Annotated in this window: 14 protein-coding genes; 4 read left to right on the forward strand and 10 right to left on the reverse strand. The window is 67.2% G+C overall.

Annotation, left to right across the window (positions count from 1 at the left end; genetic code table 11):
• Positions 1-117: 117 nt before the first annotated feature.
• Positions 118-453 carry a Rieske (2Fe-2S) protein gene (locus tag QRO95_RS22125; protein WP_012511947.1) on the reverse strand — a complete coding sequence of 112 codons (336 nt, stop codon included), beginning with the start codon at positions 451-453 and terminating at the stop codon, positions 118-120.
• 178 nt (positions 454-631) lie between these two features.
• On the opposite strand from QRO95_RS22125, the gene QRO95_RS22130 reads away from it, so the two are divergent.
• The 4 genes from QRO95_RS22130 to QRO95_RS22145 all read left to right on the forward strand — a co-directional run bounded on the left by QRO95_RS22130 (position 632) and on the right by QRO95_RS22145 (position 3,811).
• Positions 632-913 (forward strand): hypothetical protein, encoded by a 282-nt coding sequence (locus tag QRO95_RS22130; RefSeq protein WP_005410817.1) that lies wholly within the window; start codon positions 632-634, stop codon positions 911-913.
• Between the two features lie 75 nt (positions 914-988).
• Positions 989-1,705 carry a fumarylacetoacetate hydrolase family protein gene (locus QRO95_RS22135; RefSeq protein WP_285303494.1) on the forward strand — a complete coding sequence of 239 codons (717 nt, stop codon included), beginning with the start codon at positions 989-991 and terminating at the stop codon, positions 1,703-1,705.
• Positions 1,706-1,760: 55 nt separating this feature from the next.
• Positions 1,761-2,165, forward strand: coding sequence for a large-conductance mechanosensitive channel protein MscL (gene mscL / locus QRO95_RS22140; protein WP_032130206.1), 405 nt, complete (start codon positions 1,761-1,763; stop codon positions 2,163-2,165).
• Between the two features lie 224 nt (positions 2,166-2,389).
• Positions 2,390-3,811 (forward strand): M28 family peptidase, encoded by a 1,422-nt coding sequence (locus QRO95_RS22145; protein WP_049425124.1) that lies wholly within the window; start codon positions 2,390-2,392, stop codon positions 3,809-3,811.
• Between the two features lie 264 nt (positions 3,812-4,075).
• On the opposite strand, the gene QRO95_RS22150 is transcribed toward QRO95_RS22145, so the two are convergent.
• From QRO95_RS22150 to QRO95_RS22190, 9 genes are all read right to left on the reverse strand, one after another.
• Entirely contained in the window at positions 4,076-5,527 is a 1,452-nt protein-coding gene (locus QRO95_RS22150; RefSeq protein WP_049399972.1) for a sodium:alanine symporter family protein, read from the reverse strand.
• Positions 5,528-5,537: 10 nt separating this feature from the next.
• Positions 5,538-6,530, reverse strand: coding sequence for a hypothetical protein (locus QRO95_RS22155; protein WP_032130209.1), 993 nt, complete (start codon positions 6,528-6,530; stop codon positions 5,538-5,540).
• A gap of 237 nt (positions 6,531-6,767) precedes the next feature.
• Positions 6,768-7,604 (reverse strand): TrmH family RNA methyltransferase, encoded by an 837-nt coding sequence (locus QRO95_RS22160; protein ID WP_049399970.1) that lies wholly within the window; start codon positions 7,602-7,604, stop codon positions 6,768-6,770.
• On the reverse strand, positions 7,597-9,117 hold the full coding sequence (locus tag QRO95_RS22165) for a sodium:alanine symporter family protein (RefSeq protein ID WP_285303495.1): 1,521 nt from the start codon (positions 9,115-9,117) through the stop codon (positions 7,597-7,599). Before QRO95_RS22165 ends, QRO95_RS22160 begins: the two co-directional genes overlap by 8 nt.
• A 178-nt stretch (positions 9,118-9,295) precedes the next feature.
• A complete protein-coding gene (locus QRO95_RS22170) occupies positions 9,296-9,835 on the reverse strand; it encodes a GNAT family N-acetyltransferase (RefSeq protein WP_182266613.1) in 540 nt (179 codons plus the stop codon).
• A complete protein-coding gene (locus tag QRO95_RS22175; RefSeq protein ID WP_049425136.1) occupies positions 9,828-12,953 on the reverse strand; it encodes an efflux RND transporter permease subunit in 3,126 nt (1,041 codons plus the stop codon). Before QRO95_RS22175 ends, QRO95_RS22170 begins: the two co-directional genes overlap by 8 nt.
• Positions 12,950-14,056: an efflux RND transporter periplasmic adaptor subunit gene (locus tag QRO95_RS22180; RefSeq protein WP_154264276.1), complete on the reverse strand. Its 1,107-nt coding sequence runs from the start codon at positions 14,054-14,056 to the stop codon at positions 12,950-12,952. Before QRO95_RS22180 ends, QRO95_RS22175 begins: the two co-directional genes overlap by 4 nt.
• Positions 14,057-14,332: 276 nt before the next feature.
• Positions 14,333-16,396: a TonB-dependent copper receptor gene (locus QRO95_RS22185; protein WP_253144038.1), complete on the reverse strand. Its 2,064-nt coding sequence runs from the start codon at positions 16,394-16,396 to the stop codon at positions 14,333-14,335.
• Positions 16,397-16,468: 72 nt separating this feature from the next.
• Positions 16,469-16,876: a DUF2946 domain-containing protein gene (locus QRO95_RS22190; protein WP_285303496.1), complete on the reverse strand. Its 408-nt coding sequence runs from the start codon at positions 16,874-16,876 to the stop codon at positions 16,469-16,471.
• Between the last annotated feature and the right edge of the window lie 263 nt (positions 16,877-17,139).

The raw sequence follows: 17,139 nt of genomic DNA on the forward strand, positions 1-17,139 counted from the left end.
GTGGGTCAAGCCTGCTTCCAGCAGGCTTGACCACGAACATAGGATCTCGACTGCTTCTGGCCTGATGGGGTCAGAGCCGCTTTCCTGCGGAAAACGGATCCGCCCCCTGGCCCGGCCTCAGGCCAGATAAACCTGCCCGTCGCGCACATCCACCGGCACGGCGCGCAGGCGGTCGCCCTTGCAGGGGCCGGCGATGCAGTCGCCGCTGTCCAGCGCGAACGAAGCGCCGTGGGCGGCGCACACCAGGTGGCCTTCGCGGCTCTTCAGGAACTGGCCCGGCGCCCAGTCCAGGCGACGGCCGGCGTGCGGGCAGATGTTCAGGAACGCGCGCACCTGCGCGCCGTCGCGGTACAGCACCAGCGATTCGGCATCGCCATCAACCACCGCTTCGACCTCGGCAAACGCGCCATCGGCAATGGCATCAAGGGCGATCAGGGCAGCGGCGGCAGTCATGGCGAAGGCTCGGACAGTAAACGCGCATTGTCGCACGCCCGCTCAGGTGACTGGCTGCAACATGAACACAAGTCATTGATTCGTAATAAGCACAGGCTATATTTAACGAGTTTTTCACTCAATGACAGTGGCACGTCCCGATACTCTGGTTTCGCTGATCCCAGCCTATCGAGCCGCCATGTTCAATCGCGCATCCGCCTTCAACCAGTTCCGCACCCTGTTCGCGCCGCGCAAGCCGCGTCACCCGCTGGTGCGCGTTGCCGTGGGCCTGCTTGGCCTGGCGATCCTGGCGGCGATGGTGTTCATCGGCGTGTTCGTCGGTGCGGCGATGATCCTGGTCGGCCTGGCGTGGAAGCTGCTGGCCTCGCGCAAGCCGGGCGTTGCCCGTCCGGTCGATCCGACCGTGGTCGAAGGCGAGTACCGCGTGGTGCGCAAGCCGGTGCTGCCGGCCTCGCGTTGATCCACGGCCTCCGCGCCCGCTGACGGCGGGCGCCATGCGTTCTAGACTGCGGGCACGCCCTTCCTGGATGCCCGCATGTCCGATGTCTCCGATGTGATCCCTGCCGTAGCCCTGCCGCGTGTGCCGGTAGCCGGTGGCGGCAGCTTCCCCGTGCACCGTATCTACTGCGTCGGCCGCAACTTCGCCGACCATGCCCGCGAAATGGGCGCAGCAGTGCCGGCGGCCGACGATCGCGGCCGTCCGATGTTCTTCAGCAAGCCGGCCGATGCGATCGTGGTCGGCCAAGACGATGCCATTCCCTATCCCCCGGCAACCGCCAACCTGCACCACGAAGTGGAGCTGGTGGTGGCGATCGGCCGTGACGCGCCCGTGGGCGAGCTGGCCATGGCCGACGCCGAGGCGCTGGTCTACGGCTATGCCGTTGGACTGGACCTGACCCGCCGCGACCTGCAGGCCGCCGCCAAGGACAAGGGCCACCCGTGGGATGCGGCCAAGGGCTTCGATGCTTCCGCGCCGATCAGTGAAATCGTCCACGCCGAGGAAGTCGGCGACCTGGCCGCGCTGAACCTGTCGCTGGAGGTCAACGGCGAAGTGCGCCAACAGGCGCTGCTGGACCAGATGATCTGGAACGTGCCGGAGATCCTGCACGAGCTGTCCAAGCTGTGGCAGCTGCGCGCCGGCGACCTGGTGTTCATGGGCACCCCGTCCGGAGTGGCCGCGCTGAAGCCCGGCGACCGCTTCAGTGCCCGCCTGGAAAACGTGGCCGAGCGCCACGGCGTGATCGCCGGCTGACATCACCTGCGCTACCCTGCGCGCTGTCCACTTCCCCCACCGGAGAAAAACAACAATGGGAATGCTCACCGAGTTCAAGGAATTCGCGATGCGCGGCAACGTCATCGACCTCGCCGTCGGCGTGGTGATCGGCGCGGCCTTCGGCAAGATCGTGACCGCACTGGTCGAGAAGATCATCATGCCGCCGCTGGGCATGCTGATCGGCAAGGTGGATTTCTCGCAGTTGGCGTGGACGTTGTCACCGGCCAGCATCGGTGCCGACGGCAAGGAAATCCCGGCCGTGGTGATCGGCTACGGCGACTTCATCAATACGCTGATCCAGTTCGTGATCGTGGCCTTCGCCATCTTCCTGGTGGTCAAGACGATCAACCGCCTGTCGCGCAAGCAGGAAGCCGCCCCGGCCGCACCGGCCGAGGAAGTGGTGCTGCTGCGCGAGATCCGCGACAGCCTGAAGAAGTAAGGCCGCCTACCGGTAGTGCCGGCCGCTGGCCGGCAACATCGGAACATGCGGGAGCCGGCCAGCGGCCGGCACTACCGCGACTGCACGAAAGCCCCGCCCCGGCGGGGCTTTCGCTTTGCCGGTCATGGCGGAAAACAGCGTTCGCGCCAGCCATGACCTCCCGCCCATGCGCCGGGCTGAACGACTGTTAAGCTCCAAGGCTTGGTCCCTTCCCGGAGCTGTCCATGCGTCGCCGCGTCCTTGCCATCGCATCCTCCCTCGCCCTGCTGGCCGCCCCGGCCTTCGCGGCGCCGCACACCACCACCCTGCCCCCGGCGTCGCTGTCCACCGCTGCGCAGCTGCGCGACCAGGCGCTGGCCGATGACACCGGCTGGAAGGTGGTTGAATCGCTCACCACCGAAATCGGCCCGCGCATCGCCGGCAGCGAGGCCGACGCCCGCGCCGTGGCCTGGGCCGAAGCCAAGTTCAAGTCGCTCGGCTTCGACAAGGTCTGGAAGGAACCGGTGACGTTCCCGAAGTGGGAGCGCCGCAGTGAACACGCCGCGGTGACCGGCAGGAACCCGCAGCCGCTGCAGATCACGGCGCTGGGTGGCAGCCCGGGCGGCACCGTTGAAGCCGAAGTGGTCCGCTTCGCCGACCTGGCCGCACTGCAGGCCGCACCGGCCGGTTCGCTGAAGGGCAAGATCGCGTTCGTCGATTACCAGATGCTGCCGTTCCGCGATGGCCGCGACTATGGCCGTGGTGGCGCGATCCGCAGCAAGGGCCCGTCCGAAGCGATCCGCAAGGGCGCGGTCGGTTTCCTGATGCGCTCGGCCGGTACCGACTCGCACCGCGTGCCGCACACCGGCATCACCCGCTTCGACGACGGCCTGACCCCGGTGCCGTCTGCAGCACTGTCGGTGCCCGACGCCGATCAGCTGGCCCGCCTGCTGGCCCGCGGCAGCACCACGGTGAAGGTGGCGCTGGACTGCGGTTGGGATGGCACCGCCACCTCGTACAACGTGATCGGTGAGATCACCGGCCGCAGCCTGCCGAAGGAAGTGGTGGTGATCGGCGGTCACCTGGATTCATGGGATCTGGGCACCGGCGCGGTGGATGACGGCGCGGGCGTGGGCATCACCATGGCCGCCGGCCACCTGATCGGCCAGCTGAAGCAGGCGCCGAAGCGCACCATCCGTGTGATCGCGTTCGCCAACGAGGAGCAGGGTCTCTACGGCGGCAAGGCCTACGCCGAGGCGCATGCCAAGGACGTGGCCCTGCACCAGCTGGCGGCCGAGAGTGACTTCGGTGCCGGCCGCATCTATGCCTTCAATACCGGTTCGCCGAACCCGGAAGGCTCGCGCGAAGCGACGAAGCAGATTGCCGAAGTGATGAAGCCGCTGGGCATCGAGTACCAGGCCGACAAGGGTGGCCCGGGCCCGGACGTCGGCCCGTTGGCCGCCAAGGGTGGCGCGTGGGCATGGCTGGCGCAGGACGGCTCGGATTACTTCCACCTGCACCACACCGCCGACGACACGCTGGACAAGATCGACCCGAAGGCGCTGGCGCAGAACGTGGCCGCGTACACCGTGTTCGCGTACCTGGCAGCGGAAGCCGATGGCAGCTTCGGCAGCGAGGCCAAGGCGACCACGCCGCCGAACGAGTGATGCGGTAGCGCCGGGCCGCGCCCCATGACCTGTGGGCGCCATTGCAATGAGCGCATCGCAATGCGCGCGGAACCTCCCGCTCGGCATTGAAAAGGGTTCATGCCCGGCGAAAGCAGCGGGAAGGGCGGTGCGAACCAAGGTTCGCACCCACCGGGTAATGGCGCACCCACCGGGTAAGGGCGCATCCACCGAGTAATGGCGCACCCACCGGGCGATGGCGTGGGTCAGATCCCTCGCCGTGGCGAGGGATCTGACCCGATCCTGTCAGCCCTCCCACACGCTGGTGTTGCGCACACCCAGCAGCTTCGGGTTGAACAGCGGATCCTTGCCCGCCTGGCGATGCTGTTCGTAGTCGCGCAGCGCCGCCAGCGCTGGCTTCTGCAGCAGCAGGATGGCGATGATGTTCAGCCAGCTCATCAGGCCGACGCCGATGTCGCCCAGCGACCACGCGATCGTTGCACTGTTCACCGCTGAGTAGCCGGTCGCGGCCAGGAACAGCAGCTGGAACCCGCCCATCACCCACGGCGCGGGACGATCACGGCACAGGTAGCTGATATTGGTCTCGGCCATGTAGTACAGCGCCAGGATGGTGGTGAACGCGAACGGCAGGATCGCCAGCGCCACGAACGAGCGGCCGAAGCCCGGCAGCGCGGACTCCACCGCGTGCTGCACGAAGCGCGGCCCGGCCTCGACGCCAGGCAGATTGCCCAGCAGCAGGCGCGCCTCATCCGGAATGCCGTTCACAGCCGGGTCGTAGACGTTGTACAGGCCCGTGGACAGAATCAGGAAGGCGGTAGCACTGCACACCACCATCGTGTCGATGTAGACCGAAAATGACTGCACCAGGCCCTGCTTGACCGGGTGGGTGACTTCGGCGGCGGCGGCTGGATGCGCACCGCTGCCCATGCCGGCCTCGTTGGACAACACGCCACGGCGCACGCCCCACTGGATGGCGGTGCCGATCATTGCACCGAACGCTGCATCCACACCGAATGCACTGCGCAGCACCAGCATGATCACCTCCGGCACTTTCTCTGCATTGAGCACCATCACCAGTGCCGCCACCAGCAGATACGCCACCGCCATCAACGGCACCACCCACTCGGCAACCCGCGCGATGCGGCGCACACCGCCGATCAGGATCGCGCCCAGCACCACCAGCAGAACCGCCGTGGTGGTCATCACCGGCACGTCCCAGGCTTCGTTCACCGCACTGGTGATCGCATTGGACTGGGTGCCGGCCAGCATCGCACCGGCCAGCACGGTGACCAGCGCAAACAGCACTGCATACCAGCGCTGGCCCAGGCCTTTCTCGATGTAGTACGCGGGGCCACCGCGGTACTGGCCCTTGGCATCGCGGTCCTTGTAGATCTGTGCCAGCGTGGATTCGATGAAGGCGCTGGAGGCGCCGAGGAAGGCGACGATCCACATCCAGAAGATCGCGCCCGGGCCACCAAAGGCGATGGCCATGGCAACGCCGGCGATGTTGCCGACGCCGACGCGGCTGGACAACGACAGCGACAGGGCCTGGAACGGTGACACACCGGCTTCGGAGCGCTCGTGCCGGAACATCAGGCGCAGCATCTCCGGCAGCGCGCGCAACTGGATGAAGCGGGTACGCACGCTGAAGTACAGGCCGGCGAGCAGGCAGAGCACCACCAGGTACGGGCTCCAGACGATGCCGAGGATGGTGTTGACGATGGATTCGATGTTCATCGGCAGCCCCTCAGAAGAACATGCCCAGGGCGACCTGGGGGCTGATGATGCGGCCGGTGTTGCGCCCGGCCACGGTGAATTCGACGCCGGCGATCAGGCCCAGCGACGGGCTGAAGTGATACTCCACCGCCGGCGCCAGGCTGACGTTGCGGCTGGCCGGACGGTGCTCTTCAATCCGCTCGATCGCACCACTGCCGTTGCGTGCGAAGCCGCTCAGACGCTGGCCGGTCTCACGGCTGGCGGCCATTTCCATCACCCCCACCCAGCGCGAATTGAAGCTGTACTCGGCGCCTACCGACAGGCCCAGTACCGAGCCGCGCGAAATGTGCCCCTGGAAGCTGTCATCGGTGCCGTACACGCTGGTGCCGGAAATGGCAGTGCGCGACGGTGCCGGCCCGGCGCTGAGCTGGGCGCGCCAGCGCACGGGGCGGTCATTGCCCAGCCACACCACCTGCTGCACGCCCAGCGCCGCGGTGGTGCGCTGAACGCCGTCGCCCTGTGCATCCAGCGGATTGCCGGTGATACGGTCATGGCTGCCGGTGCTGAAACGCTGCACCAGCGCGACCGAGATGGCCGGACGGGTGCCATCGGCATTCGGCGCCTGCAGCAGGTACTGCAGGCGTGCGGTGGTGTCACCGGCGCGGAAGCCGCTGCTGCGCGCACTGCCGGATTCGGAGCGCGAGGCACTCAGATTGACCTGGCCCATCACCCGGTCACTGAAGCCATAGATGATCGGCACCACCGTGGCCCAGGCGCCACTGTGCCCGGCACTGCGGCGACGATCACCGTTGTTGTCGTAGTGGTCGCGGCTGTCGACCCGCACCAGATAGGGCTCGATGTACCAGTTGCCCTGCGGCAGGCCGGCCGGATTCGGCGTGATCAACGGGCCGGTGAAATTGACACCATCGAGACTGCGTTCCGCGGCCTGTAGCGATGGTGCGGCAAGCGCAGCGAGTGCCAGCACCAGGCAAGTGCGACGTGTGCGGCGTTGGATTCGATGCATGGAACCACTCCTGTACGACGTTGGAAGGAACTCCACCGTGCGATGCAGGAAACGGCCCAGCAATGAGACAAATACTAAAATTGCTTGCCTGTCCATCAAGCGTGTTTGAAGCAACGCAAGCTGACGCGGATGACCCAGTTTGCTGCGCGTGCATCGTTTGCGCTCTTGCGCCGCGCAAAAGAAAACCCGGCCGCAAGGGCCGGGTCAGGAGATCAACACAGCATCAGCACGACGGGATCATCCGTGGCGGCGGCTCGCCCACTGTGCCAGCAGCACGGCCGTTGCCGAGGCCACGTTCAGGCTTTCCACCGCGCCGCTGCCGGGAATCGACAGCTGCTGGTCACACTGACTGGCCAGGCCGCGGTCCATGCCCTCGCCTTCGGCGCCCATCACGTACACCAACCGTTCCGGCAGCGACGCACGGAACACGTCGTCGCCACCATCAACGAGGGTCGCGGCCAGCCCGAAGCCGGTCGCACGCAGCTGCGCCATCGCCTGGGCGGTCTCCGGCAACTGCACCAGCGGCACCGATTCGGCGCCACCTTCGGCCACGCGTGCGGCGGCACCGGACAGCGCCAGCGTGCTGCCGGACGGCAGCAGCAGCGCCTTGACGCCGAAGTGCGCGGCCGAGCGCAGGATCGCACCGAAGTTGTGCGGATTGCCGACACCGTCCAGCCACAGCGCCAACGCCGGGCCTTCGCCCAGATCCTCCAGCCACTGCGCCAGCGGTACGACAGGCGCGCGCAGCACGTCGGCCACCAGGCCTTCGTGGTGCGTGGTAGCGGCCAGTTTGTTGAGGTCGCCCTCCTCCACCACGCGGTAGCCCACACGGTTGGCCACGCACCACTTCAACACCGGCTGCATGCGCGGAATCAGCGCGTCCACCAGGTACAGCTTGCGCAGCGCCTGCGGGCGCTTGGCGAACAGGGCCTGCACGGCGTTCCAGCCATACAGGCGCAGTTCGTCATTGCCACGCCCCGGCGGTGGCGGGGTGCCGCCCTCACGCGGTGGCAGCGGGGTGGCCCGCGGCGGTCGCGACGACGGGCGGCGGGCGTTCTTCCAGGGATCATTCACTACGGGACAACTCCAGCTTGCGTTGACGCCAGAAATCGGCGTTCTTGATGCCCAGGGCATCGGGGTCGAAAATCGGATCCAGGCCCAGCTTCTTCTGCCGCTCGTAATCGCGCAGGGCCAGCATGGCCGGCTTCTGGATGATGAGGATGGCGATGATGTTCAGCCAGGCCATCAGGCCCACGCCGATGTCACCCAGCGCCCAGGCCAGGGTTGCATTATGGAACGCGCCGAACACCACCATGCCGATGATGCCCAGGCGCAGCACCAGCACGGTCAGCGGACGCTTCTTGTTGTGGTTCACATAGCTGAGATTGGTCTCGGCCATGTAGTAGTACGCCATGATGGTGGTGAAGGCGAAGAAGAAGATGGCGATGGACACGAACGCCGAGCCCCAGCCCGGCAGCACGGCTTCCACACCCGCCTGGGCATAGCCCGCGCCTTCCGGAATGCCGGCCAGGCCCTGGAAGATCGGCGGGGCGCCGGCACCTGCCGCCGAGTACACGTTGTAGGTGCCGCTGGCCAGGATCAGGAACGCGGTGGCGGTGCACACCATCATGGTGTCGAAGTAGATGGCGAAGGCCTGCACGTAGCCCTGCTTGGCCGGGTGCGAGACTTCCGAGGCGGCTGCCGCGTGCGGGCCCGAGCCCTGGCCGGCTTCGTTCGCGTAGATGCCGCGCTTGATGCCCCACTCCACCGCCAGGCCCATCATCGCGCCGAACGCGGCGTGGGTGCCGAAGGCGCTGCTGAAGATGATGTTGAACATCTCCGGCACACGGTCGTAGTTGATGATCATGATGACAATGGCCATCAGGATGAAGCCGGCTGCCATGAACGGCACCACCACTTCGGCGAAGTTGGCGATGCGCTTGACGCCACCGAAGATCACCACGCCCAGCAGCAGCGCCACCACGATGCCGATGCCCAGCTTCAGCGCCTGCACCGACTCCATGCCGAAGGCCTGGCCATCGAGCGGGCCGCACAGTGCGGTGCCACGGCAGGCGTTGATGATGCTGTCGGCGATGGCATTGGCCTGCACGCCGGGCATCAGGAAGCCGGCGGCAATGATCGTGGCGATGGCGAAGGCCAGCGCGTACCACTTCAGGCCCATGGCCTTTTCGATGTAGTACGCCGGGCCACCACGGTAACGGCCTTCGGCGTCCTTGGTCTTGTAGATCTGTGCCAGCGTACATTCCACGTACGAGGTGGATGCGCCGAGGAAGCCCATCACCCACATCCAGAAGATCGCACCGGGGCCGCCGAAGGCGATGGCGGTGGCCACGCCGGCGATGTTGCCGATACCCATGCGCCCGGCCATCGACATGGCCAGGGCCTGGAAGGACGACACACCGGCGTCTGATTTCTCACCCTTGACGGTGAGGCGGCACATCTCGAGGAAGCCGCGGATCTGCATGAAGCGCGTGCGCAGGCTGAAGAACAGGCCGGCGCCCAGGCACACGAAGATCAGTGCCTTGCTCCAGATGATGCTGTTGATGAAATGTACGGTAGCTTCCACGCGCGCTCTCTCCAGTCGGCGGGTTGTAAGGACGTCCCGTCGGCTGGAGGGGACCGGTCGATTCTCCCTGATCGAAGGCCGCTGCGGTAGCGCTGTGTTGTAGAGCCGAGCCCATGCTCGGCGTGGTGATGACGGCGGCCGAGCACGGCCTCGGCTCTACCGCGGCCGGCCCGCGTGTTCAGGGCAGCTGCGTGCGCACCCGGGCGAAACGGCGCAGGTCGTGCAGCACGCCGCGCTTGTAGACCGCACAGCGGTCCACGCCCTCCTCCTGGAAGCCGTTCTTTTCCAGCACCCGGGCCGAGCCGAGATTGAAGTCGACCACCCCGGCCTGCAGCCTGAACAGGCGAAGTTCGTCCATCACCCAGGGGGCGAACAGGCCGACCACCCGGGTCATCACTCCTTGGCCCCAGTAGGCCTGGCCCAACCAGTAGCCCAGCTCGGCCATGTGTCCGCGCTCGGCCACGCCCTGCTGGGCCCCGACGCTGCCGCAGGCCTGGCCGTCGATCTCGATGGCCAGGTTCAGGGTGCCAGGGGCCAGCACGCGACCGGCGAGGAAGGCCTCGCCATCCTCGCGCGTGTACGGGTAAGGGAAACGATCACGCAGGCCCCGCGATACCTCGGCGTCGTTGGCATGGCGCAGCAGCGATTCCAGATCATCCGGGCGCCAGGGGCGCAGTTGGAAGCCGTCGCCTCGCAGCACGGTGGTCGGATCAGGCATGACCACCCACCGAGGGCGACTCCGCCTCCTGCTTCTCCAACTCGCGCTTCACCGCTTCCGGCGAGCGGGTGTAGGGCGCCAGCCGCGCGTAGAACGCCGGCACCACGAACAGCGACAGGAACGTCGAGAGGGTCACACCGAAGATGATCACGATGCCGATGGTGCCACGGCTGGCCGAACCGGGGCCACCGGCCACCACCAGCGGAATCGCGCCGACCACGGTGGCGATCGAGGTCATCAGGATCGGGCGCAGGCGCACCATCGCCGATTCGATGATCGCCTCGCGCACGGTTCTTCCGTCGTCACGCAGCTGGTTGGCGAATTCAACAATGAGGATGCCGTTCTTCGCGGCCAGGCCGACCAGCATGACGATGCCGATCTGGCTGAACAGGTTCACGGTACCGCCACTCACCCACAACCCGACCAGCGCGCCGAGCACGCCCAGCGGCACGGTCAGCATGATGGTGAGCGGGTGGATGAAGCTCTCGAACTGCGCGGCCAGCACCAGGTACACCACCAGCAGCGCCATGGCGAAGGTCAGCAGCACCGCGCCACCGGCACTCTGGTATTCGCGCGATTCGCCCTTCCAGTTCACCTGTGCGTACTGCGGCAGCTCCTCGCGCGTGACCTGCTGCGCCCAGGCAATGGCTTCACCCAGCGGATAGCCCGGCGCCAGGCCCGCGTTGATGGTGATCGAGCGCAGGCGGTTGAAGCGGTTCAGGGTGCCGGCCTCGGCCACCTCACTCAGCGTGACCAGGTTGGACAGCGGCACCAGTTCGCCGGACGTCGCGCGCACGCGGATGGCGGCCAGGTCGGCCGGGCTGGCACGGCCATCGCGACCGGCCTGCACCAGCACGTCGTACTCTTCGCCGTTGTCGACGAAGGTGGTGACGCGGCGCGAGCCCATCATGGTTTCCAGTGCCGAACCGATCGCGGTGACCGGCACGCCGAGGTCGGCCGCACGCTGGCGGTCGATGTTGACCCGCATCTGCGGCCGCGTTTCCTTGTAATCCGAGTCCGGGCCGACCAGGCCGGGGTTGTCGGCCATGCGCAGCAGGATACGGTCGCGCCACTGCGCGATCTCGGCATATTCCGGGCCGCCCAGCACGATCTGGAACGGCTGCCCGCCGCTGCGCACCAGGCCACCGCCCACCTGCGTACGCACGCGCACGCCGCGGATGGTGTCCAGTTCCTTCTGCAGTTCGTTGGCCACTTCCGGCGTGCCTTCGCTGCGCTGGCGCCACGGCTGCAGGAAGATGCTGACGCGGCCGGTGTGCATTTCCTCGCTGGCACCCCAACCACCGGGCACGCGTGGATTGGCGCGCACGATCGGTTTGTCCGGGCCAACATGCGGTGCCAGCATTGATTCCACCTGCTGCACCTGCTGCACGGTGTAGTCGTAGCCGGCGCCTTCCGGGCCATCGATCATGATCTGGAACGAACCGCGGTCTTCGGCCGGCGCCAGTTCCGACGGCAGCAGCTTGAGCAGGCCCCAGCTGGCGGCCAGTGCGGCCACCATCACCAGCAGGTAGATCCAGGTGCGGTCCACGTGGTGGTCGAGCACCCGCCCATAGGCCCCGGCCAGGCGTTCCAGGTTGCGGTTGATGAAGCCATGCAGGCCACGCGGTGCCTGCCCGGTATGCGGCTTGAGCAATTTGGAGGCCATCATCGGCGTCAGCGTCAGCGCCACAAAGGCGGACAACGCCACCGCCGCCGCCAGCGCCACTGCCAGTTCGCGGAACAGGCGCCCGGTATTGCCTTCCAGGAACCCGACCGGCAGGAACACCGCCACCAGCACCGCGGTGGTGGCGATCACTGCGAAGGCGACCTGCGCAGTACCGCGCTTGGACGCCACCAGCGGGGGTTCGCCCAGGTCGATGCGGCGCTGCACGTTCTCCACCACCACGATCGCATCGTCCACCACCAGGCCGATGCACAGCACCAGCGCAAGCAGGGTCAGCAGGTTGATCGAGAAGTCGAACGCATACAGCGCGATGAATGCCGCGACCAGGCAGACCGGCACCGTCACCGCCGGAATCAGCGCAGCGCGGAAGCTGCCGAGGAACAGCCAGATCACTGCCAGCACCAGGATCATCGCCTCCACCAGCGTGGCGTAGACGCGGTCCACCGCGGCTTCGATGAAGGTGGTGTTGTCGAAGGCAACGAAGATCTGCGTGCCCTTGGGCAGGGTCAGCGCGACCCGTTCGGCTTCAGCGCGCGCAGTACGCGCCACGTCCAGCGAGTTGGCGGTGGAGGTCTTGACGATGCCCAGGCCGATGCCCGGCTCGCCGTTGCTGCGGTAGTACGCGCGGCGCTCGGCCGAGGCCAGCTCGATCTTCGCCACATCGCCCATGCGCACCACGTAACCGTCACGACCCTTGCCCAGCGGAATGGTCGCGAAGTCTTCGGGCTTGATGTAGTTGCGCTCCACGCGCAGGGTGAAATCGCGGTCGGTCGACTCGATGCGGCCGGCCGGCAGTTCCACGTTCTCGTTGCGCAGCGCGGTTTCCACGTCGCCGGTGGTCAGTCCGCGCGCCGCCAGCTGGTCACGGTCCAGCCAGATCCGCATCGCATAGCGCTGGCGGCCGCCGATGCGGACCTGGGCCACGCCATCGAGACTGGAGAAACGATCGACCACGTAGCGGTCGGCGTAGTCGCTCAGCTCCAGCGTGTCCATGGTCGAGGAGACCATGTTGAACCAGATGATCGGGTCGGCATCGCTCTCGACCTTGGCGATCTCCGGCGGACGCGCTTCCTCCGGCATGCGGTCGGCGACGCGGCTGACCGCATCGCGCACATCGTTGGCCGCCGCTTCGATATCGCGGTTGGAGGTGAATTCGATGCTGACCTGCGAGCGGCCGTTGGTGCTGCGCGCGTTGATCGTATCGATGCCTTCGATGCCGGCCAGCGCATCTTCCAGCACCTGGGTAATGCGGCTTTCGATGACCGCGGCCGAAGCGCCGGTGTAGTCCACCGATACCGAAACGATCGGCGGATCGATGGCGGGCAGTTCGCGCAGGGTCAGGCGGGTGAAGGACATCACGCCCAGCACCAGCAGCAACAGGCTCATCACCACGGCGAACACCGGCCGCTGGATGGAGATGTCGGACAGCTTCATCCGCCGTGGCCCTCGGCCGCGACCGGCGCCGGTGCATCAGCCGGCTTCGCACCCGTGACCGGTGCGGCGTCCTTGGCCGCGACCTTCAGGCCCGGGCGCAGCTTGCCGGTGCCATCGACCACGATGCGCTGGCCCGCTTCCAGCCCCTGCCTGATCTCGACCACGCCGGCACGGCGCGCACCGGTGACCACATCCACGCGCTCGACGCTGTCGTCGGCGGTGATGCGGTACACGAAGGTATCGCGACCGACCTGGACCACGGCGATTTCCGGAATCACCAGCGCCGGGCGCTCAGGGTGGAACAGGCGCACGTCCAGCAGCATGCCCGGGCGCAGGGCATGGTCACCATTGGCGAAGTCGGCACGTACGGTCACCGCACGGGTGGCCGGATCGATGCGTGCGTCGATGGTGCTGACCACGCCCTCGAAGGTACGGCCCGGCCACGCCACGCTGGTGGCACTGACCTTGTCACCGACGCCGAGCGCGGCCAGTTCCACTTCCGGCACCTGGAAATCGATGTGCATGTGTTCGATGTCGTCGAGCGTGGCGATCACCGTGGTCGGCGTCAGCAACGTGCCCGGGCTGACCTGGCGGATGCCGAGCACACCGGCGAACGGTGCACGCACGCGGCGGTCACCGATGTCCGACTGCATCTGCGCCACACGCGCCTCGGCGGCATCGCGGATCGATTTCTGCGTATCCAGCGTGGCGCTGGACACCAGCCGCTGCGTGGCCAGCTCGCGCTGGCGCCTGTACAGCTGGTCGGCCTCATGGAAGGTGGCCTGCGCCTGCACCAGCGCGGCCTCCTGGGCCTGCCCGCGCAGGGTCACGATCGGCGCACCTGCGGCAACATGCTGGCCGCTTTCGAAGTGCACCTTCTCGACGATCTCGCTGACCTTGGCCGTGACGCTGATCGATTCGCGCGCCTTGGCCGTACCCAGTGCCTGCAGCGTGTCATTCCACTGCGTGGACTGCACGACCTGCGCGGTGACCGGCACCGCTTCTCCCTGCCGACGGGCGGCGGCCTCCTGTTTGCCCGCGCACCCGGCCAGCACGGCCAGGCTGAGGCCAAGGGCCAGGGTCGAAGCGATGCGAGCCAACATGAACGGTCCTGAGTGATCCACGGCCGCCGAGTGTAGGCAAGCGCCCACAGAAGCGATATGTGCCAAGCGTTTACTGGCGTGGAACCGGCGTCGCGATAGCGCCGTGAACCCGTTCCGTGCAAGGCTGACCGCAGCGGTGTCGGCATGTGTCGAGGTGTATCCAGCCGTGCACCGCAGGCGTTGCCATCGTAGAGTCGAAGCTGCCCGGCAGAGGGCGTCGGGCGGGGGCGGATCCTGGCGGGGATCCGGCCCCGGTTTTTTTTTACACCCGGCGGATCAGTACCGGTAGTTCACCTTCATCCACAGGCTGCGGCCCGGCTCGTTGATGCGCACCGGGTCAGCCGGAAAACCGAAGTCGGCGCTGCCGGCCAGATTCAGGTGCTCGCTGTAGGCACGGTCGAACAGGTTGTCGACGCCCGCGCTGAGCTGCAGCTGCGAACTGAAGCGGTAAGCAGCGTTGAGCGCGAAGGTGGCGAAGCCGGCACTCGGCCCCAGGTCCTGCGCGACCACATTGCCTTGGCCATTTGCGACACGATGCTGGTGGGTCACCGCGCGCAGCAGCGCACCGGCACTCCAGCGCTGGCCTTCCCAGTTCGCGCTCAGGCGTGCTTCCAGTGGTGGCATCTGCGGCAGCGGACGATGCTGGTCGCGGTTCTCGCCCCAGGCATAGGCCAGCGTGCCGCCCAGCTTCCACTGCTCGGCCACGCTCACTTCCAGGCCCGCCTCGGCACCAGCGATACGTGCATCAACGTTGCGGGCCTGGCTCATGCCCATCATGCCGCTGCCGTGGTAGGTGAACAGGATGTAGTCCTGGATCTGCCCGGCGTACGCCGACACCCACGCCTGCACACGGGGCCCCTTGTATTGCATGCCCACATCAAGCTGGGTGGTGCGCTCGGGCTGCACGCCGGTGAACGCGTTCACCGCACCGGCCGGGCCGTGGTTAGGCGAGAACAGCTCCCAGTAGTCGGGCATGCGTTCACTGTGGCCGAGGCCGGCGTACCAGGTCAGGCCATCGGCCAGGTCCTGCTCGTAGCGCAGGAAGCCGCTGCCAAGCCATTCCTTGCGCTGCAGGCCAGCGGTCGGATTCGGCCGGTTGCCCATCATCCCGCGCACCGACTGCCGCTCATCGCGGACGCTGGCGCGGTCGATGCGCAGGCCGCTGATCCAGCGCTGGTCGGTGCCGGCGCCAAGGGTCAACTCGGTGAACACGCCATAGCGGCGGAAGTTGGCATCGGTTTCCCAGGCGGCCTGGCGGTAGGTGTCGCGGCCCATGCCCATGCGGCCACGATGGCGGCTGTCTTCGCCATCCACACCCGCCACCAGCTGCACATCCTGCCAGCGCCACTCGGAACTGACCCGGCCGCCCTGGGTACGGCGATCCACGTTCGACGCCATCGGCATCGGCATCATGCTGTTCGGGTTCGGCGTGCGCAGCGTGTAGTTGTCCATCACATGGTCGGCGTTGTTGTAGTACACGTTGGCCTGCAACGTGTCCCATGCCCCCGGCAGGTTGCGCTTCTCGAAACGCGCCGCGTAGCTGGTGCGTTCGAACGCGGCACCGTCCATGCCACGGCCCGCGTAACGCGCGATCGCATCACCGGCACCGGCGGAAATTTCCAGCAGCGTGTCGGCATCCGGCGTCCAGCCGATGGCTACGTCACCGTTCCACTTGCGCCACTTCGACGGCACCACGTCACCGTGGCCGTCCTTGTAGTCATCGGCTTCGGAACGGTTGCCGCTGGCGCGTACGTAGCCTGTCGGGTTACCCAGGGTCAGGTCCAGCACCTGGTCGTTGCGGTTGCGCGAACCGACCAGCGCACTGGCATCGGCACGCAGGCCCGGCTCCTCGAAGCGCGGCGTATCGCGCTCGAAACGCACGGTGCCGGCCGACGCGCCCGCCCCCCAGCGCACGCTCTGCGGGCCCTTGATGATGGTCAGCCGGTCGAAGCTTTCCGGCGCGATGTAGGACAGCGGATTGTCCATGCGCGACGGGCAGGCACCGATCAGGTTGCCATCGTTGCTGAGGATGTTCAGGCGCGAACCGAACATGCCGCGCAGCACCGGGTCACCGTTGGTGCCGCCGTTGCGGATGGCGGAGAAGCCGGGGACGGTCTTCAGGTAGTCGGCGCCATCACTGGCAGGCACCGGCTGCCGCGGCAGGCGCGGATCGGTCACCCAGTGCAGCGGGGACGACGGTGCGGCGGCGGTGACCACCATCGTGTCGAGGGTACGTGCCTCTTCGGCAGGCGCAGCGTGGGCCAGTGACGCGGCCACGGCCAGGCCAAGGGCAACCGGCAGGCGCGCGCAGGCGCCCGCGGGGCGGGAAGTCATTTTCATCGGAACAGCTCCAAAGTACGCACGCGCGCACGGCGCCCGGTCAGGCGTCGTGCGGCAGATTCGATAGGGATATCAGCGGACGATGGAGAAACGCGGCGGCCCGCGCGCGGCATGCGCCGGCCAGCGCAGCGCGGGCAGTACCTGCTGTGACCACGGGAATACCAGCCGCGGCCGCCACAGCAGCGGCAACAGCAGCACCAGCACGGCCAGCCACGGCAGCAGGCGCATTGCCAGTACGCAGTACTCGCAGGCTTCGCCGTGCATGGCGTGGGGGTCGGCCGGGCGGCTGCGCTCTGCCGGCGCGGTGCCGTGCTGATTGTGCCCGGCCATGGCCGTGTCGTGCATGTCATGGCCCATCGCAGCGTGGTCCATCGGCGACGCCTGCAGCGCGCGGCTGACCAGCGGCGCAAGCACCATCAGCAGCGTCGCCAGGACGGCGAGCTGGAGCAGGAGACGCTGCGGGCGGGACAGGCGGGTCACCCCGCTAGTGTAGAGCCGGGTCCAGAGTTACCCGTGCGACGAACCGTCGCAGGCATTTACGACACCCCGTCGCGGGGGTGTTCGGCAGGGCTGCGCCCTGCACCCGCAGATGCCACGTCCACTGCAAGAACCGAAGCAACAGCAGAAGCTGGTTTCCTGAGGGATGGCGGGGTGGGTCCGGTTGCGGGGGACGCCGTAAATACGTCCATGTAGCAACTGTGTTGCTGGAGAGTCTCAGGCCCGTCAGGTAAACGGGCACGGTA

Origin of the sequence: Stenotrophomonas maltophilia group sp. Smal13 (genome assembly GCF_030236855.1) — a bacterium.
Taxonomy (GTDB): domain Bacteria; phylum Pseudomonadota; class Gammaproteobacteria; order Xanthomonadales; family Xanthomonadaceae; genus Stenotrophomonas; species Stenotrophomonas maltophilia_A.